This is a genomic window from Ralstonia pickettii, from assembly GCF_016466415.2.
GTDB classification, from domain to species: Bacteria; Pseudomonadota; Gammaproteobacteria; order Burkholderiales; family Burkholderiaceae; genus Ralstonia; species Ralstonia pickettii.
The window spans coordinates 2,217,893-2,241,283 of the sequence record NZ_CP066771.1; the positions used below are offsets into that span (position 1 = coordinate 2,217,893).

General features: G+C 61.5%; 21 protein-coding genes and 4 pseudogenes. 15 read left to right on the top strand and 10 right to left on the bottom strand.

The genetic code is table 11. The features are described 5' to 3' along the window. Positions 1-284: 284 nt before the first annotated feature. A complete protein-coding gene (locus tag RP6297_RS10440) occupies positions 285-557 on the top strand; it encodes a hypothetical protein (RefSeq protein ID WP_004631175.1) in 273 nt (90 codons plus the stop codon). A 53-nt stretch (positions 558-610) separates the two neighbouring features. Here the strand turns inward: RP6297_RS10440 and RP6297_RS10445 are convergent. Both RP6297_RS10445 and RP6297_RS10450 read right to left on the bottom strand, forming a co-directional pair. Then, positions 611-1,827, bottom strand: a pseudogene (locus RP6297_RS10445) (IS3 family transposase); the annotation flags it as partial. A 112-nt stretch (positions 1,828-1,939) separates the two neighbouring features. Continuing rightward, entirely contained in the window at positions 1,940-3,673 is a 1,734-nt protein-coding gene (locus RP6297_RS10450; RefSeq protein ID WP_037028322.1) for an alkaline phosphatase family protein, read from the bottom strand. A 222-nt stretch (positions 3,674-3,895) separates the two neighbouring features. Between RP6297_RS10450 and RP6297_RS10455 the strand changes: the two genes are divergently transcribed. Together RP6297_RS10455 and RP6297_RS10460 are read left to right on the top strand one after the other, a co-directional pair. Further along, a complete protein-coding gene (locus RP6297_RS10455) occupies positions 3,896-4,717 on the top strand; it encodes a MipA/OmpV family protein (RefSeq protein ID WP_037028320.1) in 822 nt (273 codons plus the stop codon). A 327-nt stretch (positions 4,718-5,044) separates the two neighbouring features. Next, a complete protein-coding gene (locus RP6297_RS10460; RefSeq protein ID WP_223293232.1) occupies positions 5,045-5,485 on the top strand; it encodes a hypothetical protein in 441 nt (146 codons plus the stop codon). Positions 5,486-5,574: 89 nt separating this feature from the next. Here the strand turns inward: RP6297_RS10460 and RP6297_RS10465 are convergent. Then, positions 5,575-6,054 (bottom strand): annotated as a pseudogene (locus tag RP6297_RS10465) (transporter substrate-binding domain-containing protein); the annotation flags it as partial. A gap of 229 nt (positions 6,055-6,283) precedes the next feature. On the opposite strand from RP6297_RS10465, the gene RP6297_RS10475 reads away from it, so the two are divergent. The 7 genes from RP6297_RS10475 to RP6297_RS10505 all read left to right on the top strand — a co-directional run bounded on the left by RP6297_RS10475 (position 6,284) and on the right by RP6297_RS10505 (position 11,288). Next, positions 6,284-6,448 carry a hypothetical protein gene (locus tag RP6297_RS10475; protein WP_223293283.1) on the top strand — a complete coding sequence of 55 codons (165 nt, stop codon included), beginning with the start codon at positions 6,284-6,286 and terminating at the stop codon, positions 6,446-6,448. Next, complete coding sequence (locus RP6297_RS10480) at positions 6,449-7,414, top strand: porin (RefSeq protein ID WP_223293233.1); 966 nt, start codon at positions 6,449-6,451, stop codon at positions 7,412-7,414. It abuts the gene before it with no gap. A gap of 189 nt (positions 7,415-7,603) precedes the next feature. Then, a complete protein-coding gene (locus RP6297_RS10485; protein WP_012762493.1) occupies positions 7,604-8,515 on the top strand; it encodes an acyltransferase in 912 nt (303 codons plus the stop codon). A 324-nt stretch (positions 8,516-8,839) separates the two neighbouring features. Beyond that, positions 8,840-9,175 carry a PepSY domain-containing protein gene (locus RP6297_RS10490; RefSeq protein WP_004631218.1) on the top strand — a complete coding sequence of 112 codons (336 nt, stop codon included), beginning with the start codon at positions 8,840-8,842 and terminating at the stop codon, positions 9,173-9,175. 86 nt (positions 9,176-9,261) lie between these two features. Next, positions 9,262-10,035: a COG4705 family protein gene (locus RP6297_RS10495; protein WP_037028316.1), complete on the top strand. Its 774-nt coding sequence runs from the start codon at positions 9,262-9,264 to the stop codon at positions 10,033-10,035. A 25-nt stretch (positions 10,036-10,060) separates the two neighbouring features. Then, complete coding sequence (locus RP6297_RS10500) at positions 10,061-10,513, top strand: hypothetical protein (protein ID WP_037028314.1); 453 nt, start codon at positions 10,061-10,063, stop codon at positions 10,511-10,513. A 16-nt stretch (positions 10,514-10,529) separates the two neighbouring features. Continuing rightward, positions 10,530-11,288, top strand: coding sequence for a COG4705 family protein (locus RP6297_RS10505; RefSeq protein ID WP_012762496.1), 759 nt, complete (start codon positions 10,530-10,532; stop codon positions 11,286-11,288). 1,003 nt (positions 11,289-12,291) lie between these two features. Here the strand turns inward: RP6297_RS10505 and gloB are convergent. The 7 genes and pseudogenes from gloB to RP6297_RS10540 all read right to left on the bottom strand — a co-directional run bounded on the left by gloB (position 12,292) and on the right by RP6297_RS10540 (position 17,137). After that, entirely contained in the window at positions 12,292-13,065 is a 774-nt protein-coding gene (gloB, locus tag RP6297_RS10510) for a hydroxyacylglutathione hydrolase (protein ID WP_037028312.1), read from the bottom strand. Positions 13,066-13,078: 13 nt separating this feature from the next. After that, positions 13,079-13,491, bottom strand: a pseudogene (locus RP6297_RS22815) (glutamate--cysteine ligase). A 70-nt stretch (positions 13,492-13,561) separates the two neighbouring features. Next, positions 13,562-13,957 carry a VOC family protein gene (locus RP6297_RS10520; protein WP_012762499.1) on the bottom strand — a complete coding sequence of 132 codons (396 nt, stop codon included), beginning with the start codon at positions 13,955-13,957 and terminating at the stop codon, positions 13,562-13,564. A gap of 3 nt (positions 13,958-13,960) precedes the next feature. After that, positions 13,961-14,308 (bottom strand): ribbon-helix-helix domain-containing protein, encoded by a 348-nt coding sequence (locus RP6297_RS10525; protein ID WP_004631258.1) that lies wholly within the window; start codon positions 14,306-14,308, stop codon positions 13,961-13,963. Between the two features lie 38 nt (positions 14,309-14,346). Further along, the gene (locus tag RP6297_RS10530) at positions 14,347-15,915 is read right to left on the bottom strand and encodes a GMC family oxidoreductase (RefSeq protein ID WP_009241233.1); all 1,569 of its coding nucleotides are present in this window, start codon (positions 15,913-15,915) and stop codon (positions 14,347-14,349) included. A 120-nt stretch (positions 15,916-16,035) separates the two neighbouring features. After that, positions 16,036-16,644, bottom strand: a complete 609-nt coding sequence (locus tag RP6297_RS10535; RefSeq protein WP_037028308.1) for a twin-arginine translocation signal domain-containing protein — start codon at positions 16,642-16,644, stop codon at positions 16,036-16,038. Positions 16,645-16,741: 97 nt separating this feature from the next. After that, on the bottom strand, positions 16,742-17,137 hold the full coding sequence (locus tag RP6297_RS10540) for a c-type cytochrome (RefSeq protein WP_012762502.1): 396 nt from the start codon (positions 17,135-17,137) through the stop codon (positions 16,742-16,744). A gap of 366 nt (positions 17,138-17,503) precedes the next feature. On the opposite strand from RP6297_RS10540, the pseudogene RP6297_RS10545 reads away from it, so the two are divergent. From RP6297_RS10545 to RP6297_RS10565, 5 genes and pseudogenes are all read left to right on the top strand, one after another. Then, a pseudogene (locus tag RP6297_RS10545) lies at positions 17,504-17,698 on the top strand (helix-turn-helix domain-containing protein); the annotation flags it as partial. Positions 17,699-18,489: 791 nt separating this feature from the next. Next, on the top strand, positions 18,490-19,605 hold the full coding sequence (locus RP6297_RS10550; protein ID WP_037028305.1) for a hypothetical protein: 1,116 nt from the start codon (positions 18,490-18,492) through the stop codon (positions 19,603-19,605). Between the two features lie 811 nt (positions 19,606-20,416). After that, complete coding sequence (locus RP6297_RS10555; RefSeq protein ID WP_037028301.1) at positions 20,417-22,069, top strand: cbb3-type cytochrome c oxidase subunit I; 1,653 nt, start codon at positions 20,417-20,419, stop codon at positions 22,067-22,069. Next, complete coding sequence (locus tag RP6297_RS10560) at positions 22,066-22,689, top strand: cbb3-type cytochrome c oxidase subunit II (RefSeq protein ID WP_037028299.1); 624 nt, start codon at positions 22,066-22,068, stop codon at positions 22,687-22,689. The genes RP6297_RS10555 and RP6297_RS10560 overlap by 4 nt, the downstream gene beginning before the upstream one ends. A gap of 18 nt (positions 22,690-22,707) precedes the next feature. After that, the gene (locus RP6297_RS10565; RefSeq protein WP_037028293.1) at positions 22,708-23,316 is read left to right on the top strand and encodes a c-type cytochrome; all 609 of its coding nucleotides are present in this window, start codon (positions 22,708-22,710) and stop codon (positions 23,314-23,316) included. Positions 23,317-23,391: the final 75 nt, after the last annotated feature.

Below are 23,391 nucleotides of genomic sequence, written 5' to 3' on the forward strand. Positions count from 1 at the left end.
TCACCATGCAGTGTGGAGTAGGCGCCAGCGGTTGTCCACCCGAAGCCTGACGGTACGCCAATGCGCACGCCGGAGCCTTGATGTGTCGCAACCCATCGCAAGCAACAGTAGAGGCGGCAAAACCCACCTTGTTACGCGCGCTTACACCGTGGGCAGAACGCTTACAAACGGCGGTCAGCGCGTGCGCAATGTCAGGCGTTTTTGGAGGCATGGATCGCAAATGGGACGAGATCCATGTATCTGGAGTCCCAACATCCCGCTTGAATCTGATTAAGGAGTCTCACATGAAAGTCGCTCAATCCCTGGCCGCTCTGATCGTTGCTGGTGCCTTCGCAGCCCCCGTGTTCGCGGCTGGCACCGCCTCCGCACCGGCCGCCGCACCTGCACCGGCCGCGACCGCTGCAGCGACGACCACCGATGCCGCTTCGGCACCGAAGGCTGAAGCCAAGCACGAGAAGAAGCACGCTCACAAGAAGGCCCACAAGGCTGCAGCCAAGTCGGAAGCCAAGACCGACGCCGCTTCGGCACCGAAGGCCGCTGCGCCCGCCAAGCAATAAGGCAGTCGCGTGTCAAGTCCTGCCATAGGTTGACACAGTGCTCAGTCAGCGAGCGCCCGATGCACCGCATCGGGCGTTTTGTATTTCAAGGCCAGATGAGGCCGTTCGTGGTTGTAGATATGCACGGCCTGCGCCACCATGCGTGCGGCCTGCTCTAGGTCGGCGGGGCGCTTGAGCAGCAACTCCCCTTTGAGGATGCCGTTGACCCGTTCGGCCAGGGCATTCTGGTAGCAGTCGTAGCCGTCGGTCATGGAGCACGTGATGCCGTGCCGCTGATGGATGCGCTGGTACTCGGCTGAACAGTATTGGATGCCCCGATCCGAGTGATGAACCAGAGGCTGTCGCGTATGGCGCGTCTTCAGCGCCATCTTCAACGCCTGGGCGACCGACTCGGCATGCAGGCTGTCATGCACGCGGTAGCCCACGATCTTGCGCGAGTAGGCGTCAGTCACCAGACTCAGGTACGCACAGCGCTGGGCGGTCGGCAGATAGGTAATGTCGGCCACCCAGACCTGCTCCGGCCCGGTGGGGATGACCTGGTTCGGGCCGTCCTTGAGCAGATTGGGATGGCGCCGGAAGCGATGATGACTGTGTGTGGTCTTGTGATACGCCCGCTGCGGCACGACCAGCAGCCGGGCTGCACGCAGGATATCGAACAGGCGATCCCGGCCAACCTGGATGCCTGCCTCGGCCAGGGGCGTGCGCAGCACGTGCTGGAGCTTGCGCGTACCCAAGCGCGGCTGGCGCAGCCGTAAGTGGTTGACCAACGCACAGACCTTGGCCTCACGCGCGCTTTGCCGTGTCTCGCTTTGCTGGCGTTTGTAGTACGCCTGGCGGCTGATGCCAATGTAGCGGCAGGCCCTGCCCACACTCAGCCCTTGGACGAGCTTTTGCGTGAGGACCTGCCCGAAGGCTTTTTTACGACGCGCGCCCCATGCTCTTTCTGGATCACGTCGATCACCGCCTCGAACAGGCGTGCCTTCTCTTGGGCCTCCCGCAACTGCACTTCCAATTCCTTGATGCGCTGCTCTGGCGTGAGCGACTTGCGCTGGCTGCTTTGATTTTCCATCGTGGTTTTGGCCTCCGCTGAGGCGCTCCAGTCCTGTCGTCCGTGCTTGCGCAACCATACCAGCACCGTCGAGCGACCCTGAATGCCATAGCGTCGCTGTGCCTCTTTGTAGGTCAGCTCGCCTTTTTCCACCTGCTCAACCACTGCCAACTTAAAAGCCAGCGTGTAGTCCCTCTGCGTTCGCTTCTTCTGCCCTTCCATCTTGACGCTCACTCCCTGTCGGGGAAAAAGTGTCAACCTTATTCAGGACGGGTCAGCGCCATGAAAAACGCCGGGACATTCCCGGCGTTTTTTTTGTCTGCTTGGCAGTGCATCAATGCAGATGCGGCAGACGCTTCGTGCCTTCGATCTGCACGGCTTGCAGTTCATGCGGCTTGAGGCCCAGCTCGCTCAGGATGGTCGGCGCGATCTGATTGGTATCGACGCGCTCGTCCACGATGCCAGCGTTGACACCCGCCCCCCACACCACGATCGGCACATGGCGATTTTCGGGACGGAAGCCGCCGTGCTCGGCGATCTTCGATAGCTTGCTGCCAGCCCACACCGTGCCCTGCTGCGCGATACCGACGACATCCGGAACGCGATCATCGCTGGGCTTCGCGCCAAAGAAGTCAGCCACCTCCTCGCCCACCACGAAGCGGCTCGCGCCGGCTTGCGTAAAGGGCTTGGCGACGGCATTGCCCGCCGCATCCGAACCCAGCCCTGTACCCGAGTAGCCCAGCAGGAACTGCTTCGTAAAGTGCAGTGCGGCCGGTGAGCGGTCGTTCAACCACAGCAGAATGCCGTCGTCGTCCATCGCGTGCGCAACGAGATGCGGCTTGGTCGCGTCCTTGCACGTCGCGGCGTACTTTTCCCATGCGCAGTTGAGCGCGTCGATCATGTCGCCGTCGTTGATGATGGTGAGGTCTGCACGGCTGTTAGGTGACTGGCCGTGCTTGGCCGACACGATCACCACCGTGTTGGATGGGTCGGCCGCCTTGACCAGCTCGCCCAGCTTGTTGTCGACGAAGGTGAGCGCGCTTTGCAGGACCACGCCCGGCACCGTGCCACTGTTGGTGTAGCCACCCAGGCCACCCGACACCTTGTTGGCAGTGTTGGATGGGTCCGGGTAATACGCCGACTTGTTCAGCTTCTGTGCGGTCGACACAGCCTGGAAGTTCATGCCAAGAATGGCAGGCACGCCCGGCGTGCCGTTGCCGGCGTGGTCGTGACCCTTGAGCCAGTTCAACACGGCCTGCACCTTGAAGCTGTCGTAACGTTGCGTGTTTGTATTGTCTTTCGTCCAGTCGGCGCCGGGCCCGGCCGGCAGCGACGGGTCGGTCACGGAGCTGTTGATCTCGGGCGCGAACAGGTCGTCGATACCCTGGCCACTCGGTCCGTTGAGGATTTCGTACGCGGCATGCTTGTCCGACCATGCCGTATGCAGGCCGTGCTTGCGCGCCACTTCGAATACCGTGTTGACCTTCAGATACTGGTGCGGATACACCGGCGCGCAGGTGACGGGCGATACCGGTAGAAGCGCCGGATCGATCAGGTCCAGCGCGCGGCCCGTCAGTTGCGAGATCTTCGAAAGATCGGCATACAGGCCCGGGATGCCCTGGCCGCTGTCAAGACGGTTCGGGTCTTTCGCGATGACCTCGGCATAGAAAACTTCAGCACCCGGCTTGGTGGAGTGGCAGTTGGCGGCCGTCGTGCCGGCCGGAAGCAGGCTGCGGCTGTACGCGTCGTCGTAGTAGATGCCGGTGGTCTTCGGGTTGCCGCCGGTGACCTGGCCGACCATGCCCGGAAACGAGTCCGACGGGAACGGTGTGCGCGCATTGCGGTAGCTCACGCCCTGGCGCACGAGGCGCGCCAGCGTGGAACCCGGATGGTTGCCGACGTACCAGTCAAGATCGGACTGATGCAAGCCGTCGACCGAAATCAGCAGGACATGCTTCGCGCGCGCGTGGCTCGCATGATCGTCATCGTCATCGGCGTGCACGTGTGCAGACAGACCACATGCCAGCGTGGAAAGCACGGCAACAGCAAGAGTTTTCTGGGGGGACACGGGTTTCTCCTCTGGATTACCGCCATCGGGCGGCCCGCTCACGCTAGCCTTGCTGTATGTCGGCCCGGCGACCCGTCCGTGTCGCTCGCATGACAAATGTAACGTCGGCCCGCCGGCCGGATGAGCCAACGTTTGCACCATCATCAACCGTTCGGGCGGTTCTACTAGAATGGCGTGCCCGTCGTTCCGTCCAATCGCGTTTCTCTCCAGTTCCGTTCGCTCATGCTGCTGCCTTCGCGTGCCCCGCTCCGCCTTCTGCTCCGTCTTTCCTTGGTCTTGGTTAGCGCGTTGTCAATCAGCGCTGCCCAGGCACAGACGGCCCCTGCCGCCAACGCGGAAAACAGCGCCGAGGCCGGCGACTGGAGCATCGCTGTCGGCCCGGCGATTTACATGTCGCCCAAGTATCCCGGTGCAAAATCAAGCTTCGTGTTTCCGTGGATCGATCAGGAGATCGAATACCGGCATCGCTTCTTTTCCAAGGGGATGGACTTTGCAGGCGTGTACCTCGCCAACGACGACACATGGCAGGTGGGCGGCAACTTCCAGTTCGACCCGACGTGGCGCCATGCGCATGACGACGCGCGCCTGAATGGTCTGGGCAATGTCAACGCCACGGTGCGCGCCAAGGCGTTCGCGCAGTACACGGTGTCGTTCCTCACGCTGTCCACCGATGCGGAGCAGGACATCCTCGGCAACCGCCAGGGGTTGATCGCCAACGCCGATGCCTACGCGAGCGCGCCGGTCGGCCGCTGGCTGTTCAGCCTTGGCACCGGCGTGTCGTGGACGAACGGTCAGTACACGCGTACGTTCTTTGGCGTGGACGATGGGCAGAGCGCGCGTTCGGGCCTGCCGGTATTTGCCACGCATGCGGGGCTGCGCGACATCCACTTCAACGCCATCGTCACGTGCAAGCTCGATGACCGGTGGACGGCCAATGGCTCGCTCACGGTGGCACGGCTGCGTGGCGATGCGGCAGACAGTCCGATCACCCAGCGCCGCCAGCAGACCACGGCCATGGCCTCGCTCACGTACCGGTTCCGCTGACAGCGCGCCCAGAATCGGGCGCGGTGATGTGCGCAATCGCTTGCGCATGGAGGTGAAATTCGCGTGGCAAACCTGTGCACACGAGGCAATCCGCTTATGAAACCAGAACTTGGCCCGCGCGCCTCTCAGCCAAAAGGACCATGCTTCCTTTTCACAACAGGTATGCAGGTGGACTAGCGCAATCGCCCTGTTTTTTTTGCTAGTCTGTTTGGAAAGCGGCGATCACTTCCGATCAATGCACGGGCAGTGAACGGTGTCTTCCCACCGGCGGCGGACACCGCAAGACAGGAGGGCTTGACCATGTTGCGGTGGATTGCAAACTGGGCCTTGAGCCACGCACCCTCTCCCGAGAAGCAGGCCGAACGCGCGCTAAGCGAATTGCGCATGGAGCTGTACCAGGCAGAGCAGCGCGTGATGGATGCACAAATGCACGCGGACTACTACCGCGCCCGTCTCATATTCCTGGAAGACGTCGTCAAGAAGGGCATCGAGCGCGTGTCCGACCAGCGCAAGGGCAAGCAGGAAAGCGCCCACGCATTGCGCGCCGGTCTCAAGTTCACGGCCGAGCTGTGGCGCGAATCGCAATCGCGCGACTCACACATGCTCAAGCGCCGCACGGCGATGTCGTTCATCGACCCGCACGACGCCCAGGCCGACGACTCGCACGCGCCCAAGATCCACCACTTCTCGAAGATCCCCGTGGATTCGCCGTTCGACGACAACGTGAGTGCGCTGCCCTCCAAGCACGCCGCGGCGGAGAAGGCGTAGCGCGTGAGCTGGCCGGCGCGGCCAGCCGCCCGCAGTGCCGCCGCGTCAGGTGCGTCGACGCGCTCGGCTCCGTGCGCGGGCGGTGGCGCCTACGGTGCCACCATCGACAGGCCGTATTGCGCAAAGATGCGTTGCAGCTCGCCGCTGGCGCGCAGTGCATTGAGCGCGGTCTCCAGCGCCTGCGCCAGTTCTCGCTGATCCGCCTTGACGGCCATGCCGATCGCCCAACCGCGGGCCGGCAGCAGCGGCGACTGCAGTTCGGTCGCCACAAACCGTGTGGCAGATTGATTCTGCATCTTCAGCGCACTTTCATATTGCGCCCGCGTCACCATTGCCGCGGCAATCTGGCCGGAGAACAGCGCACGCAGCGCCTCGTTGGCCTCCGGATAGATCTTCACCTTGTCGCGCAGCGCGCCGTTGGCACTGGAAAGCAGCGCACTCGCCCCGCCCGACCCCTGCTCGGCGCCGGCCGCCTGACCGGCGAGGTCTTCGAAGCTGCTGACCTTGCGGACGCGGTCGCTGTCGTACACCAGCACATAGCCTTCGCGAAGGTACGGCGCGAATATCAGACATGGCGCCAGACCCCGTGCGGCGACGCTGGATGTGCATGATGCTCACGACAGGGATCAGTCCGGCCCCGACGGTCTCTGCGGCCCCCGCACGCGTCACGCTGTTGCGTCTGCAGGACGGCCTGTACGCCGCGCGCGCTGCCAACGCAGAAGCCTCGGGCGCGAATGCCGGAGAAGTCGTGCCCACGCTGGTGCACACGACGGGAGACAACGACAATACGGCGACAACATGCAGAACACACGCCTTCGACCCTGCGTCCTGACCGCCATTGCAGCCGCTCTCGGTTGCGCAGCGAGTGGCGCCATCGCACAATCGTCGGCCACCCTCTACGGCACGGTCGATGCCGGCCTCCAGTATCAATACCGCAGTGCGGCCGGCGGCGGCGTCACCTAAGTGCATTCGGGTGGCATCAGCCCGAGCATCTGGGGCCTCAAGGGATCGGAAGACCTGGGCAGTGGGTTGAAGGCCAACTTCAACCTCGAAGGGCATTTCAGCAGCGACACCGGGACGCTCACCACCGGCCCCGGCTTCAGCTCCGAGCTGTTCCGCCGGCAAGCGAACGTTGGCCTCAGCGGCAACTGGGAAGCGATCACGCTTGGGCGCCAGTACAGTCCGGCGCCCACCGGAACGATCGGCACGGAAGTGCGCGGCTTCAAGGAGCAGTTCTCGAACCTGTACGGCTGGGCCTACAACCAGCTCCCCGCACCGGGCAACGCAGTGGGCGCGGGCACCAACCCCGGCAACGACGTGGGCGTGTTCATCGGCAATGCACTGCAGTACGCCAACAACTTCGGCACCGTGTGGCTGGGCGTTGCGTATTCATTTGGCGAGACTGCCGGCAGCTTCCGGCGCGGCAATGAACTCTCGCTGGGTGCCACCTACACGGGGCCGGCCACAGTCGGCCTCGGCTATCAGTCGACGGCAGACAGCTGCACGGGCGAGACCCTCAGCCGCCTTTGGAGCGCAGGTGTGGCCGTACGGTTCGGCGCCTTTACGGGCCGCGTGAATTACATCTGCGTCACCAATGACGCGCCGGCCGGCCAACGTGTGTCAGACGTCAAATCGATCGGTGCCGGGCTCGACTACAAGTGGAGCCCCGCCAATACCGCCACGCTGGCGGGCTACTACAGCAAGTACGAAAGCAGCACCCACGACAGCTCTACCAAGTCGGTCGTGCTGGGCAACGACTACACCTTCCCCAAACGCACCACGCTTTACGCGCAACTTGTGTACGTCAATGCGGGCGCAGTGGGCACGGTGGACCCGCTGGAAAGTCTCAAGACTTCCATCGTTGCGGGCGGTACGGCGCCGGGCGCGAAGACCGTGCTGGCGGGTGTGGGGCTGAAGCATTCGTTCTGAGCCGTACCTGAGCAGAAAAAACCCTTGGCCAACACCAAGGTTTTTTTTTCGTCCCTCGGATGCGAAGACGACGCACGAATCCTGACGCAGCGCATGGTCTGGGCAGGCGATCCGCGCTACGCTGACGTATCCTCAACATCACGATTCCTGCCCGCCCAGGCCACCCGGCGGGTACTCATTGGAGGTGCCTTGATCCGCGTCCTGCCTGCCTTTTTACTGGGCACATTTAGCTCAATCCTGCTTGCCTTGAACACGCTGTTCTGGAGCGTGCCGCTGTTCACGCTGTCAGCGTTCAAGCTGCTGGTGCCGGCAGTGGCCGTCCGCCGCCGGATCGACCCGATGCTCAACTGGGTCGCAACGCGCTGGATCGGTTGCAACAATGCCTGGATCGGCGTGCTGCAACGTGAGCCGTGGAGCGTGGAAGGCGCCGACAACCTGCGCTACGCGGGTTGGTACCTCGTCAATTGCAACCATCGGTCTTGGGTGGACATCTTCGTGTTGCAGCGGGTGTTGAACCGGCGCATCCCACTGCTCAAGTTCTTCCTCAAGCAACAGCTGATCTACGTGCCGGTCATCGGCCTGGCTTGGTGGGCGCTGGATTTTCCGTTCATGCGGCGGCACTCCAAGGCAGCGCTGCGCAAGCACCCCGAGCTGCGCAATCAAGATCGCGAAACCACGCGTCGCGCCTGTGCCAAGTTCGCGCACGTGCCGACCAGCGTCATGAACTTTGCCGAAGGCACGCGGTACACCCCGGCAAAGCACCGGACGCAGTCGTCCCCCTATCGTCATCTGCTCAAGCCGAAGGCCGGCGCCCTGGCCCTGACGCTCAACGCCATGGGCGGAAGGTTCCAGTCGCTGCTCGATATCAGCATCGCCTATCCGGACGGCACACCGAGCTTCTGGCAACTGGCCTCCGGCCACGCCGGCCGGGTGATGGTGCATATCCGCGAGCTGCCGATCCCGCCGGATTTCTGCACGCACGACTACAGCACCGACTCAGCCTTTCGCAGCGATTTTCACCGCTGGCTCACCGAACTCTGGGAGGAGAAAGACCAGCAGATCGAAAACATGCTGGCGCAGGCAGCCAACCGCGTGGCGTAGCCTTCGCGTCGATGCTTTTTGACTAGGTGATCGAAGCGCCAAACAAAAAGCCCCTTGGCCGTAAAGCCAAGGGGCTTTTGCTACTGCTGGCGGGCTGGCGGAGCGGTGAGTCTGGGGCGGGCCTGTCTCAGCTCGTTCCCTGCCAATCGATTCAGGGTGGATCTGCCTCAGCGCCGAGCGGAGGCGCGTGGTCGAGCAGTGCACAGAGCCTGAAGCAGGTGAACCGGCTTGGCCCTGGGAATTTCGCATCGTCTCAGTGCCACCTAAGTCTGCCTGCGTAGCTTCTCCATTGCGCACCTCCGCGCGCATGTCAGGAGAAGCACCATGTACCGCTACACCAAGCTTTCCCTCCTCGCCATTGCCATCGCGATGACGGGCGCGGCCGCCTACGCCGCCAAAGCCCACATTCAAAACGACGCCCTCGCTGTCACACAAGCAAAGATCCCGCTGACTCAAGCTGTCGCGGCTGCAGAGCAGCACGCCAATGGCAAGGCGTCACGCGCCGAATACGAGCAGTCGAAACAGGGCTGGGTGTACGACGTGGAAGTTGTGAGCGGAGCCAAAGTCTTCGACGTTCGGATCGATGCCGACAAGGGCACGGTCATTTCCGCTGTCGAGGACAAGGCCGATCACGACGACGTTCACGACAAGCAAGACTGATTGCGTACGGCAACCCTGGGTCTATGTCGAGGCTAAGTCCGCTCGACCAAACTGCCCTCAGGTTCCCACTAAAGCGAGGACACATCATGAATCGGTGGCAGGTAAGTGACGCATGGAACAAGGTGCCCGAGATTGCACTGTCGTTTTGGATCGTCAAGATCATGTCCACGACGGTGGGCGAGACGGGAGCCGATTTCCTGGCCGTGAATGCCGGGTGGGGCCAAGCCGCAACACGAGCCGTGATGGCCGCATTGTTGGCAGTTGCCTTGTTTGCGCAGCTGCGGTCTCGCCGCTATATCCCGTTGATCTACTGGCTCACGGTCGTCCTGGTCAGCGTGGTCGGCACGCAGATCACGGATCTGTTGACGGATGGGTTGGGTATCAGCCTTTACACCAGCACCACCGCGTTTGCCCTGCTGCTCGCTGCCATCTTCTTCGTCTGGTATCGCGTCGAACGAACGCTCTCGATCCACTCGATCGTCACGCGTCGTCGGGAGCTGTTCTATTGGGCCGCCATCCTCTGTACGTTTGCGCTGGGAACCGCGGCGGGCGATTCGGCGACGGAAGCGCTGGGCCTTGGCTTCACGTGGGGAGCCGTGGTGTTCGGCACGTTGCTCGGCGTCACGTACGCCGCCTGGCGTATCGGTGGCAACGCCGTGCTCACGTTCTGGATCGCGTACATCCTGACCCGACCCTTCGGCGCGGCGCTCGGCGACTTGCTCACTCAAGCAAAAACCTACGGCGGTCTCGGCATGGGCGCCATGTGGACCAGTGCCCTGTTCCTCACGGTGATTGTCTTACTGGTGGCGGGTGAACAGTTCGGCATGAGTAAAAGCCGAGCTGTACAGGCCACCGAATAGCGCTTCGTTTTTTAGGAGAACCCCCATGTTCGATCAACACACACTCGTTCGGGCGACTGCCACAGTCTCGGCCATCTTGTTTCTGAGCATCGCCACCGGTTGCTCCAAACCGGAGGCTCAAGCCGCAACTGGGACAGTGCCGGGCACATCGACTCAAACCGCATCGCCGCCCCAATCCAAAACCGCGTCGAAGCTGGGTGATCTATCGGCGTTTCGCAGCATCGCAACGGATATTGCCAACCTCGTGGACAAGGGTGATCTGGCGGCCGCAAAAGCACGCATCAAAGATCTGGAGGTTTCTTGGGACGCGGCGGAAGCCGGCCTGAAGCCTCGGGCGGCCAATGATTGGCACGTACTGGATAAGGCCATTGACCGTGCGCTGGCCGCATTGCGCGCAGACACACCCAAGCAGCCCGACTGCAAGGCTGCTTTGACCGATTTGTTGAAAACCTTCGACACGCTGCAAGGTCGGACTTGATTTGCGAGGACGCATGATGAAGACGTCAACAGAGCACGCTCTGGCCAAAGTGCCAGAAGTCACACTGGCCTTTTGGCTACTCAAGATTGCGGCCACCACACTGGGCGAAACCGGTGGTGATGCTGTCTCGATGTCGATGAACCTGGGCTATCTGGTGGGCACCGGCATCTTTGCCGCCGTCTTCTTGGTGTCGGTAGCCGCACAAATAAGAGCCAAGGGCTTTCATCCGCTTCTCTACTGGACCACCATCATCGCCACGACCACGGTCGGCACGACGCTGGCAGACTTCGCGGATCGCTCTTTGGGTATCGGATATGCAGGCGGCTCCACCTTGCTGCTGGTACTGCTGCTCGGCTCTCTTTTCGCCTGGTACCGCACGTTGGGGTCGGTGTCGGTGAGCACCGTCCACTCGCCCAAGGCTGAAGCGTTCTATTGGGTCACCATCATGTTTTCGCAGACCTTGGGCACGGCCCTGGGCGATTGGACTGCCGATACGGCCGGCTTGGGCTATACAGGGGCGGCCGTGGTCTTCGGGGCGCTGCTTGCGCTCATCATCGCCGCCTACTACTGGACCCGCGCTTCCCGCACACTGCTGTTCTGGGCCGCGTTCATCCTGACACGCCCCTTGGGCGCCGTGGTTGGCGACTTTCTCGACAAACCGCACAGCGCTGGTGGGCTCGCTTTGAGCCGCTACTCCGCGTCGGCCGCACTGCTTGCCTTTATCCTGACCGGCATGCTGCTCTTCAGGCAACGCGCAGCTCGGGTTGCCCATTGACGGAGGCAATGGCCGGTGGATGCATGCGGGTATCGCTTGTGGAAGACGACCCCATGATCGGGGACGCCATCCAAGGCGCGTCGGGAGATGCCGCCTATCAGCAGACTGGGTACCGAATGGCCAATCCGCCGTGGCCGCGTTAGACGCCGGAAGGGTCACGTCCATCGCCGCCATTGCAGAGGTAGAGGGCGCTACTCGCTACTTTGCGACGCGCGTCATCTGCCGGACCTTCCCGGCGCCTGACCTTGTGCGGGCGATGTTGGATGGTGCCCAACCGCCGGCTCTGACCTCCGATGCCCACGTGCAACACGTACCCTTGCCCATCGACTGGGCCCAGTTGCCCGGGTTCATCTCCGCCTGATTCAGCGCCGACATCAGCAGCAAAACTGGCTATCGGTACGCCGCCGCACTGGCACTCTGAGAATGGCGGTCCCAAACCCACGAAAACTCGCTCCACGGTACCGCCAAGAACGCTTACACGACAAAGCCCCGCCATTGGCGGGGCTTTGTTCGAACCAGGCTCCGTTTGACCGGGGCGCTGGACTTGCTGGCGGAGCGCTGAGTCTGAGGCAGACTTATCTCTGCGCACTCCCCCGCTAACAAGGCAAATTGCAGGGAGTTTGGCGCTTTTCCTCCCCCTGATCGGGTCGTGCATCAGAGCTTGCACGGGCTGCCGGGAAATTACTGGGCGCGACGGCCACCTGGAAACAGGGAATAACAGGGAATGATGCGTTCAGTCATCACTCGACGCGTTGGATGCGCTCTTCCAACTGGGGCTTGAGACAGCCCAGCACGCCGCTCAGCCGTCCGGCATACCGACAGCTGCGGGCGCTTGACGACGCACCGACAAGCGATCCGAGGTCACCGCTACGTGACTTCCCCAACCCTATAGCCTGCTGAACGCGTTCCTCGCCGCCGTCATATCGCCACAGAAGCGCCTGCGCAGGGGGCGAGCAGAACCCTGTGACACGTAACGACCCGATGCGCTACGCTCAGCGCGCGATCATTGAAAGTTGTTTTTCCATTCGCGAAGCGCGGCAAAGACGTGCACATCGCCAAGACTGGCTGACGGCAACGGACTGAGCGACTGCCGCACGCTGGGTTCGCGCGAGCGAAGGAACGGGTTGATCTGACGCTCGAGCCCAAGGCGGCTCGGTAGCGTCGGCAATCCTTGCGCGCGCAACATCTCGCAATAGCGCACGTGGCGGGCCAGAGCTTCGTTAGATGGTTCGACCGTCTGCGCGAACCGCAGGTTGGCTAGCGTGTATTCATGCGCGGGACACACTTGCGTCTGCGCCGGCAAGGCCGCGAGCGTATCGAGAGATGCCAGCATCGGCTCCGGTGTGCCCTCGAACAACCTTCCACAGCCTCCCGAAAACAGCGTGTCCCCGCAAAACAAGAGCGGTCCATCGGGGCAGGCAGCACTGAAATAAGCGATGTGGCCGGCGGTATGTCCCGGCACATCGATCACCTCAAACTGCTGCTCCAAGACATCCACCCGATCGCCCTGCCTCAGCCGGCGCGCAGGCTCGGGAATCGGCTCGCCCGCCGGACCGTAGACAGCAGCACCGGTTTGCTGGCGCAGCGCCTGCACTCCGCCGACATGGTCGGAGTGATGGTGCGTCAGAAGTATTCCCTGCAGAACCAGACCGTGCTTCTGCAGATAGTCGAGCACTTGTGCAGACTCCCCAGGATCCACGACCCAAGCGTGTCGTTCATCATGCAATACCCAAATGTAGTTGTCAGCGAACGCCGGCAACGGTCGAAGTGTCAACATGGGGAGCCAGCCTTCAGGCAAATTCCAGCGCCGAGGGCGCCTCGGCTTGCGCGGCCTTGAGTTCATCGCTCGCCGACAGCGCGGCCAGTTGACCGACGACTGCGTATAGATAGAAGCGGTTGGGCTCTTCATTCGTAGTGCACAACGAGAGCGAGCGCGATTGCGAGGATTGGTCGACCGGCAGCATGGGCGAAAACACCGCCCCCGGCGCATTCAGATGCTCGTCCACGCCCTTGCCGGATTGGCCCGATAAAAACCGCCCACGACGTGCTGCCCGATCATGTAGACAACAGGTTCGGCTACGGCGCCGTGCAATCGCTCCCTCGACGGCACCCCTTCCTGGATGATGACGCGGCTAAGCGGCTGACTATCCTTGGTGACAGCCGAAAGCGGGCCCGAGAACGCGGTGAAGAGGTGAGGAATCATGGCGCGTTGCTTCCAATATCAGATCAGATCAGATCAGGCACGCTGAGCCATGCCCGCGCGATGGCACCGCTCAGCGATAGTGACCGAGGCGCTCAAGCACCTCGATCTTGTAGCCGTCCGGATCCTGGATGAAGAAGAAGCGGGCTAGCAACGCATCGTTTGCCTTGAATTCCTTGACCGCCAGCGGCTCGTAGCCCGCCCTGAGCAATTCGGCATGCTTGCTGGCCACATCGTCGACAACCACGGCCACATGGCCATAGCCGTCGCCGTGGGTGTAGGGCTCCTGGCGGCCCTTGTTCAAAGTCAGTTCCAGTTCAACATCGTTCTCTGCATTGCGCAGGTAGACGAGCCCGAAGTCCGGAAAATCGAGCGTATGCGAGGGCGTGAGGTCCAGTACCTCGCGGTAAAACTTCAGCGACGCGTCCAGGTCGCGCACGCGGATCATCGTATGGATGAGCTTGGCCATGTTTCAGTGGGTAGTCTGTAGTGTTCTCTTCTGCGGTGCCATCTGTGCCTGCATCACCCCCTCAGCCTGCCGTGCAGCTTCGAGCTGGTCGCATTTGCGACGAAGGTAGCGCAGGCAGGTCACCCGCAGGAAGGACGTGAAATTCTGAACGTCGCCCCTGTGATGCAGGATCTCGTCGTGAAACTGGACGATCAGCGCGTTGGTGGTCATGTTTTCATCCGCGGCGAGGATCGCCAAGGTATCCCAGACAAAGTTTTCCAGTCGGATGCTGGTGTGTACCCCATGAATGCGCACGGAGCGCGTACGCGACTCATAAAGAATGGGATCAGCGGTGACGAAGAATTCACACATCGCAGTCTCCTGCAGAGGGTCAACCGACGCTGCGGCACTCAGATCGAACGTTGCGACATCTGCTTGGCAATGTAGTCAGCCTGCCGGATAGCGAGCGTGACGATGGTCAATGTCGGGTTTTCCGAGCCGCCCGTGGTGAACTGGCTGCCGTCGCTGATGAACAGATTCGCGATGTCATGTGTCTGCCCCCATTTATTGCAGACGCCATCCTGCGGGCGGGCGCTCATGCGGGCGGTACCCAGATTATGGGTCGACGGATACGGCGGCGTGCGGAACGTCTTGATCGCTCCGACTGCGCCGTAGATGCGCTCGGCCTGGGTGTAGGCGTGTTTGCGCATGGCGATGTCGTTTTCGTGATCATCGAAGTGCACATTCGGCACGTAGTTGCCCCATTGATCCTTGACGTTCGTATTGAGCGTAACGCGGTTCGTCTCACGCGGCATGTCTTCACCGACGAGCCACATACCTGCCAAATTCGTATAGTGATCCATCCACCACGCGAAGTCGGAACCCCACCCTCCCGGATTCAGAAAGGCTGCCATGAACGGAATACCCAGCGACAGCGTTTCGAGTTCGTAACCGCCGACGAACCCACGACGGGTATCGTGGCGAGCCTCGTCACGCACAATGCCGGCCATGGTCGTGCCGCGGTACATGTGCACAGGCTCCTTGAATGCCGCATAAACCGACCCGGTCATATGGCGCATGTAATTGCGGCCGACCTGACCCGACGAATTGGCCAGACCGTCCTTGAACATGTTCGAAGCGGATAGCAGCAGCAGACGCGGTGTTTCGATGGAGTTCCCCGCCACGCAGACGATGCGCGCCTTTTGCCGCTGTTCCTTGCCGTCCTTGTCCATATAGATGACGGCATTCACGCGCCCCTTGTCATCGTGTTCGATGCGGGTGACATGCGCCTGCGTGCGCAACTCGAAATTGCCGGTAGCGTCTGCTTCGGGCAACTCGGTGTACAGCGTCGACCATTTGGCGCCGCTCTTGCAGCCCTCGAAGCAGAAGCCGAGCTGCATGCAGCGTGCGCGACCCTTGCGCGGCTTGCTGTTGATGGCCATGTTGCCGGTGTGCACTTCCTTATAGCCGAGCCGGGTGGCGCCGTTGTACATCACCTTGAAGTTGTTGTTGCCCGGCAGGCCCGGGATGCCATTGGTGCGCGTGACGCCCATCTTGTCTTCGGCCTTGGCGTAATACGGCTCCAGCTCCTTGAGCGTGAGAGGCCAATCCAGCAGATTCGCTCCCTTGAGGTCGCCGTACAGCGTCCGGGCTTGAAATTCATGCTCCTGGAAGCGCAGCGAAGCGCCGGCCCAGTGCGTGCTTGTACCTCCAACCGTCTTGCAGATCCAGGCAGGGAGTTCCGCAAAATCCTTGGCAATGCGCCAGCTTCCGGAGGTCGTGCGCTTGTCGAGCCAAGCCAGTTGGCTGAAGGCCTTCCATTCATCATTGATGAAGCTGGCATTCGACTGCTTGCCGCCCGCCTCCAGCACGACGACCTTGATGCCTTTCTGGCACAGCTCGTTGGCCAGCGTGCCGCCGCCGGCACCAGAACCGATGATCACGACGACCGAGTCATCGCTGAAATCAAACGTTGCCATACATGTCTCCTGTATTGCGCACCAGCATGCCGCCGGCATTTTTGTCTCGCTCCAGTCAACGGGCTCGGCTCTGCGTCGAGCGCTTAACGGGCCTGAAGCGGAGGGTTGTTGCGACGCGTATCAGCCCAGAAACGGCGGCGGACTCGCTTCCACCGGGGGCGCTGGCAACCACTTCAGATCCTGGAAGCCGCGAGTGATATAGCCCCCCTTCTCCCACGCCGATCCCGGGTAGCCGAACGTGGCAAACGCCATTTCGTTGTCGTAGAGCGAGGTCACGCACTGGCCTCGAACCGTGTTGAAGAAGGGCTTGCCTTCCATGGCCTTGACCGCTGCCAGCCGCCTCTTTGCGCTGGCCTTGATGAAACTGCCGCCAGCCAGCTTATCGAGCGCGGCAATACCTTCGTGCAACTGCGTGGCCGCCTGGACGTCCTGAGCGGCTTTTGCATCCAGGTCTTTCACGAGCAGTGCATAAACGGCGTCGGGCAGCTTGGCGTGGGGAAACAGCACACGCCCCATCTGCAGCAGCGTGTCGCCCTCGGCCTTGCTCAGCGCCTTGAGCTCGACAGCCCACACCGTAGATGGCGCCAGCAACGCCAGCGGGCTGCCGATGGCCAACGTGCCCACAAGCACGCCGGTACCTTTGAGCATGCTTCTACGTGTCAGCGTCAGTTCCTTCTTCGAAGCTGCCGCGCCCGGTTCTTGATCATGTGAAATGGGAATGACTTTCACAGGCGTAACCTCCAGAATGTTCAGCGCTTGTCGCCATGCGGCGGACTGACGCGCGTTTTCACAATGTCACCACGAACAGCAAGACAGCTCGCTAAACTCATTGATCGGGGCAGCCGGCCAAAATCCACGCAGCCAGAATCCTGGCATCCGCATCGGACAACTGGGCCTGAGGCGGCATGGCAATCTCACCCCATTTTCCTGCCCCGCCAGACTTGATGCGCGCACCGAGGACAACGGGATTCCCGCCTTTGTATTTGGCCGCCACGTCTTTGTAGGCAGGCCCGACCACGCGTGATTCGACCGCGTGGCAACCAAGGCATGCATTCTGCGAGAGCAGCGCCTTGGCCCGGCCAACATCCAGTGCAGCATGCGACGCGCTCGCCGCCAAAAGAGCAGCGCCAATCAATGCGCTGCGGAACAGGACGCGCAGGGTCTGCATGTGCGCGTACCCACTTGACTTGGGCGGGATATTCAAGGGTGTCGTCTCCATCATGGATCTGGCTCCTCTCTGATGAAGGAGTTGATGGGACTATAGGAGCAAGCATGAGGGCACGGGTCACATCCCGTTATTCACAGGGGAAACCCTTGTGAAGCAATTGAGTCGGAATGACGCAAACGTGCGCGCCGTATGGGCTAGCAGGGCCTGAACGAGAGTTCGCACTTGCGCTGCTGTAGTGTCTCAACGCACGCGATGACCGTTCCACCTCGGGCAACGCATCGACAGGCATTGATTGAATCGAGCGACCATGGGGTCAAAACTCCATCAGGTCCTTGGCAACGACCACTTGTCCGGAGCTGGGGCCCGTGTCGCCGGTGGAGACAATGACGTGATCGGGGGTCTGGAAACGGTAAGCATAGGATTCATGCTTGCCGTAGTACGGGCTGCCCTCCGGGTTTCGAAGCTGTCGCGCGCCGCCGCGGCTTCGCGCACGCCGCGGCGGAGCTTCACCTCACGGCATCCGCCATCAGCCACCAGGTGGCGCGGCTGGAAGTGCAACTCGGCGTGCGTCCATTCGAGCGAAGCGCGCATGGCGTGCGATTGAGCGTTGCAGGTGTTGGCATCAGCTTACGGAATGTGGAGATCCGGCCCACGGTCTTCGAAGAACCAAAAAAGGGCCCGTGGAGCGTTATTCCACGGGCTTTTTCTCTTCTTCTCCGAACCGACTTGCACCGCCTCGGAGTGCATCCTGGCGGAGCGCTGTGTCAGCGGCTGGCTTGTCTCACCCTGCTCGCTGCGAACAGGGAAATTGGCAGGGAATTCGGCACTTTCCCTCCCTCTGATCCACTTGTACCCCAGGCTCTGCGCGGGCTGGCCGGATTTGCTGGGCACAACGACCGACTCGGAACAGGGAATAACAGGGAATCCTCCACCTCGAATGCACCCGGTCGAGCCCCCGCGACCAACTCCGCAGCCGGACCCACCAAGAGCCACAAGGGCCTCAAGTCGACGCAGGCCAAGGCACCCTCCTCCGCTCGCCGCAGCATCGTTAAGCCTCCGCCCAGTCCGGCTGTAAGCGATGCGGTGGGGTCCACCACCAAGCAAGCCCAACGGATCAGCCCGCTCAAACAGGCGTCCGACGCAAGCCCCGCTGATCCGCTGATCGTTGATCAGTCTTAGTCCATCGTGATTGGAAGGCTAACGCTCCTGCCCTCGACAAGAAGCGCGGCTTCCAGTGCAACGACACCTCACGCTGCACCAATTCTTTCAATTCACTGAGTAGTCACAATTGGCACATAGACTTTTCGCGCAACTGTGGGTCGTCACGCCAAAGCGATTGCATTCTCAATTCCAAAGCTTTGCGCATCTAACCGAAATCGTGGATCAACTTGAACTGGGGGTAGAACATGAAGATGAAGAGTTTGCTGGTTGCAATGTCTGCTGCGGCACTACTTACTGCATGCGGCGGTGGTGATGACACACCGGCAACGTCTGCAACGGCCGCAACGCCCGCGCAAATTCCCAACACTGCGACGGCTGCCGGATATTCCTTGTCGGTGTTTGCAAAGGCGCCGTCTTCAACCGCGAAACCCGACTCGATTGTTCAATACAACAACACCGTCTTCATCGGCTATCAAATGGCGGGCGATGTCAAAGACGGCTCCGTGCCGAGCCTGACCAACACAGTGGTCCAGTACGATTTGAGTGGCAATGTCCTGAAGAGCTATACGGTTCCTGGACATATCGACGGCCTGCTGGCACGTACGGACACAAATACGTTGTGGGCCATGTCGAACGAAGACGCCAACCCCAAGCTGACCATCATCAACCTCGCAACCGGAGCGCAAAAGACGTATCAGGCAACGGTTAATCCGACCGCGCACGGCGGTGGGTTCGATGACATGCAATTGTTGAACGGTGTTGTGTACGCCAGCGCCTCCAACCCAACAACGCCCGGCACGGCCGCGCCCACTGTCGTCTCGCTGTCACTGAATGCAAACGGCACGACGTTCGACGTCACGCCGGTCCTTGCCGGCAATGCCCAAGCCACCGACATCACGCCTTCCGTTGGCGGCGCAACCAATCCAAACTTCAACAAGCCCGTCACGCTTGCCCTGACCGACCCCGACTCAGAAACGATCGACGCTTCCGGCAATCTGGTACTCGACAGCCAGGCGGACGGAAAGCTCGTGTTCATCAGCAACCCCGGCCCGAGCCAAACGGTGAGCGTGCTAACACTGACGCTCTTCAACGACAAGGACGGCCCGGTCACTCCGGTCGATGACACCCGCTGGGTACCAGCTGCCGGGCCGACGGGCAAGACGTTCATGCTTTTTACCGATGCTAGCAACACGACCTACCGGGTAGACGCCTCGTTCAAGCAAGGCGACGCGTACAGCGCTGGGCAGGGCCAAGTCATGCAGTTGGACACCAAGACCGGCCATCTGACGCCGGTTGTGACCAGCGTCGGCAACGCATCCGCCCTGCAAGATCCGCATGGCATTCTGTTTGTTGCGCAGTAACGCCCCACGCCGCCCCGTTGCTCGTGTTTCGACAAACGGGGCGTGATCGCCAGGCTGCGGCCCAGGATCACTGAGAAAGCGCACGCCGGCCCAGACCTCGGATGCCCTCAGGCAGCACGTGCCATTGCCCATCGATTGGGCCTACCCAACGCCAGTTGCTCGGGTTCTGTTTGCGTCTTCACGCATGACTCCGTCCGTTTCTTCCGGTTTAGTTCAGTCGAACTTAATGACACTAACGTCACGACTGATACTATTGTCACTATAGATACTTCAATCTATAATTGCCTGCGAACAGGCACTTGAAACTATCTGGTCGGTCCGGGGGGGGGGCGGGTTTCCAGCGATGCGGAAGCCGCTCGGCGATTTAGGACGCTTTGCGGACCAGCGGTCGCGTGGGTATGTCTTTCAGACAGGCGTGGGCGATGGTGTTCAGGTGCGGCACGTGTAGCCGTCCCCTACATGTCAGGCGGCATGACGTAGACGGTGGCAAAGCTCTCTTGCCGTTGGGGAAGCCGGCAGGAGAACGCGGGGAAAGGTAATCAAGCGAATAGCCGATGAACACGCTCCAGGACAGGAACCCCGGTTCAGGTCCGCCCGTTTCATGCGTTCACCCCGTTTGGCCGACTTCTCTTTGACCGGCCAAGCTTGCGGGCGTTATTAACACCTCCCTTTGCAAACTTTCGTTGATCGCCTAGATTGAAATTCGAATCCTCTGGGGAGGGATGATTCCGGCTGCAGGAAACTGTAGGAGTGTTACCTGTTGCGGTGCTCCGCCGTCTTGGCGTAAAAAATGACTAACGGAGCCGATGGTATGAGTACAGTCTCGATACTCTTGCCTGCCTTCATCATTTCTGTAATCGGCCTGCTCATGTTCATCGTGAGCACGCGTTACGGACTGCTGGATGGTTCTCAACGGGCCGCCAGCATCATCTTCGGCCGCGGCGAGATCGGTCGGCCCGAAGAGCCCGCCGCAACTGGCGAACAGCGGACCGCACTTGAAACCGTCGGCGCGGTCGCCGAGAAGGCTGCGGCTTTCGCAACGCTCGACGAGGACCTAGCTGCGCGCGCAGCAGCCGACCGTTCATCGTCGCTGGTCGTTTTCGTGTTCTTGTGCAGTGCGATGCTGTGGCTGCTGGTGGCTTCCCTGGCAGGGCTCACCGCATCGCTCAAGCTGCATCTTCCTGATGCGCTAGCCTCTCAGGCGTGGCTATCATTCGGGCGCATCCGCACCATCCACTTGAATGCCGTGGCGTATGGCTGGGCGCCAATGGCTGGCCTCGGTATTACACAGTTTGTCTTGCCCCGCGTGCTCAAGACTCCGTTGGTGGGTGGAACGTTCGCGGTCTTGGGTGCACTGTTGTGGAATGCGGGCGTCGTTGCCGGACTGGGTAGCATCGCTGCCGGCTTGTCCGATGGGCTCGAATGGTTGGAGATTCCATGGCAGATCGGCATTCTGTTTGCCGTGGGGGGCGCCTTGGTCGGCATCCCCCTGGTGCTGACACTGCTGGCAACCCGGGTCAGTCATCTCTATGTCTCCGTCTGGTACATGGGGTGCGCGCTCTTCTGGTTCCCTGTGCTGTACCTGGTGGCCAAGGTGCCCTACGTTCATTTCGGGGTCGAGCAGGCGACCATGAACTGGTGGTTTGGGCATAGCGTGCTGGGGTTGTTCTATACGCCGCTTGCCTTGGCGTCCATCTACTACTTCCTGCCCAAGATCATCGGAAAACCAATTCAATCGTACGGCCTGTCCTTGCTCGGGTTTTGGACGCTGGCGTTCCTGTATGGGCAAGTTGGCGGCCACCATCTTGTGGGCGGCCCCGTCCCCGGTTGGCTGATCACGCTGTCCATCGTGCAGAGCATGATGATGCTGATTCCGGTGATCGCGTTCTCGGTCAACCTGCATCAGACGATGCGGGGGAATTTCAAGGCGCTGCTGTACTCGCCGACGCTGCGCTTCGTGACCTTTGGCGGGATGATGTACACGCTGAGCTCGATCCAGGGCTCGTTCGAGGCGCTGCGCAGCGTCAATGTCATCACGCACTTTACGCATTACACCGTCGGTCACGCGCACCTGGGGCTTTACGCATTCGTGAGCTTTGTCTTCTTCGGCTCGATCTACTTCATCGTTCCGCGTGTTACGCAGCGTGAGTGGCCTTACCCGAGCCTGATCACAGCACATTTCTGGCTGGCAGCCATCGGCATCGGCATCTACTTCGTCTCCTTGACCATCGCGGGCCTGCTTCAAGGATTGGCCATGCTGGATGCGTCACGGCCGTTCATCGATTCTGTTGTGCTGACGGTGCCGTACCTGGAGGCTCGCTCTGTGGGGGGCGGCTTGATGGTGCTCGGGCACCTGCTGTTCATCATTCACTTTGCGTGCGTCATCCTTGGGCTGGGCCCGAATCGGGATAAGCCGGCGATGTTCGCTCTCGCTGGTGCGACCAAATCGGGAGCCAGCTCATGAGAAGCGTCACCTTCCTGATCGCTTCGGGGATGTTCATGCTGGCGCTGGCGACCAGTGCATTGGTGGTGCTACCTTTTTTGCAGCTGCATGAACTGAAGCCTCTCCCGGGACTCAAGCCGTACACCGCAGCAGAACTGCGTGGGCGTCAGGTCTATATCAGCAACGGCTGCATCTACTGCCATTCGCAGCAACCTCGGGATGCCGCTTTTGCACCCGACGCCAAGCGTGGCTGGGGTCGGGCGTCGGTGGCGGCAGACTACTACTACGATCACCCGCATCTGCTCGGCACGATGCGCACGGGCCCCGATCTTTTCAACATCGGCGCACGCCAGCCCAGCGCGGACTGGCACCTCGGACACCTGTACCAGCCGCGGGCCTACGTCGCGCAGAGCATCATGCCGAGCTACCCATATCTGTTCGACGTGAAAGACGCAGCTGACCAAGGAGACCGCGTAGTGACGCTGCCTCCGGGCGCAGCCCCGGCCGGCAAGGTTGTCGTCGCGACACCCGATGCGCTTGATCTTGTCGCGTACCTGAAGTCGCTCGACCATACGTATGCAGCAATTGCCGCGCCGGGTGGTCAAGCCAGCAAGGCTGCCAAGCCTGTCGCTGCCAACTAGCCCGGCGGAGCCACGACAATGCTGAACGACAAGTCCGCCCCCCGGCCAACCCCGCAAGAGGAGCGGGAGCATGCCGAGCCCGGTGAATCCCAGACTCCCATTCCCCTGGGCATCAAGCTGCTGGTTGCGGCGCTTGTTGTGTGGGGAATCTATTACATCGCGAATTCCCCGATCAACGTCCCTGCCAGTCTTGGGGACAGCCGGACCGTGGCCGATCTTGAAAAAGGGAAAGCGGGTGGCGGCGGCGCTACTGACGGCGCGGCGCTGTTCGCTTCACGCTGCGCGGCCTGCCATCAGGCGACGGGGCAAGGCTTGCCCGGGGTGTTCCCCCCGTTGGCCGGCTCGGAATGGGTGCAAGGGCGCCCCGAGACCGTGGCGGCCATTGTGTTGCACGGCATCACTGGCCCGCTGACCGTCAAGGGCGCCAAGTTCAATGGCGCGATGCCCTCGTTCAGCGACCAGCTCAGCGACGCCGAGATTGCGGCCGTGTTGGGTTATGTGAGGAGCCAGTGGGGCAACGCTGCGCCACCCATCCTCGCGCAAGCGGTCACCCAGGTGCGCGATGCGACCAAAGAAAAAACCGCTCCTTATAACGGAGACGACGAACTGGGCAAGCTCAAGTGGTAAATGGAAAAGACGAATGATCAGGCTGCGCGTGCCCGGCTCTGCCGATCACTGAGTGCCGCTTAGTCAGGCAGGCAT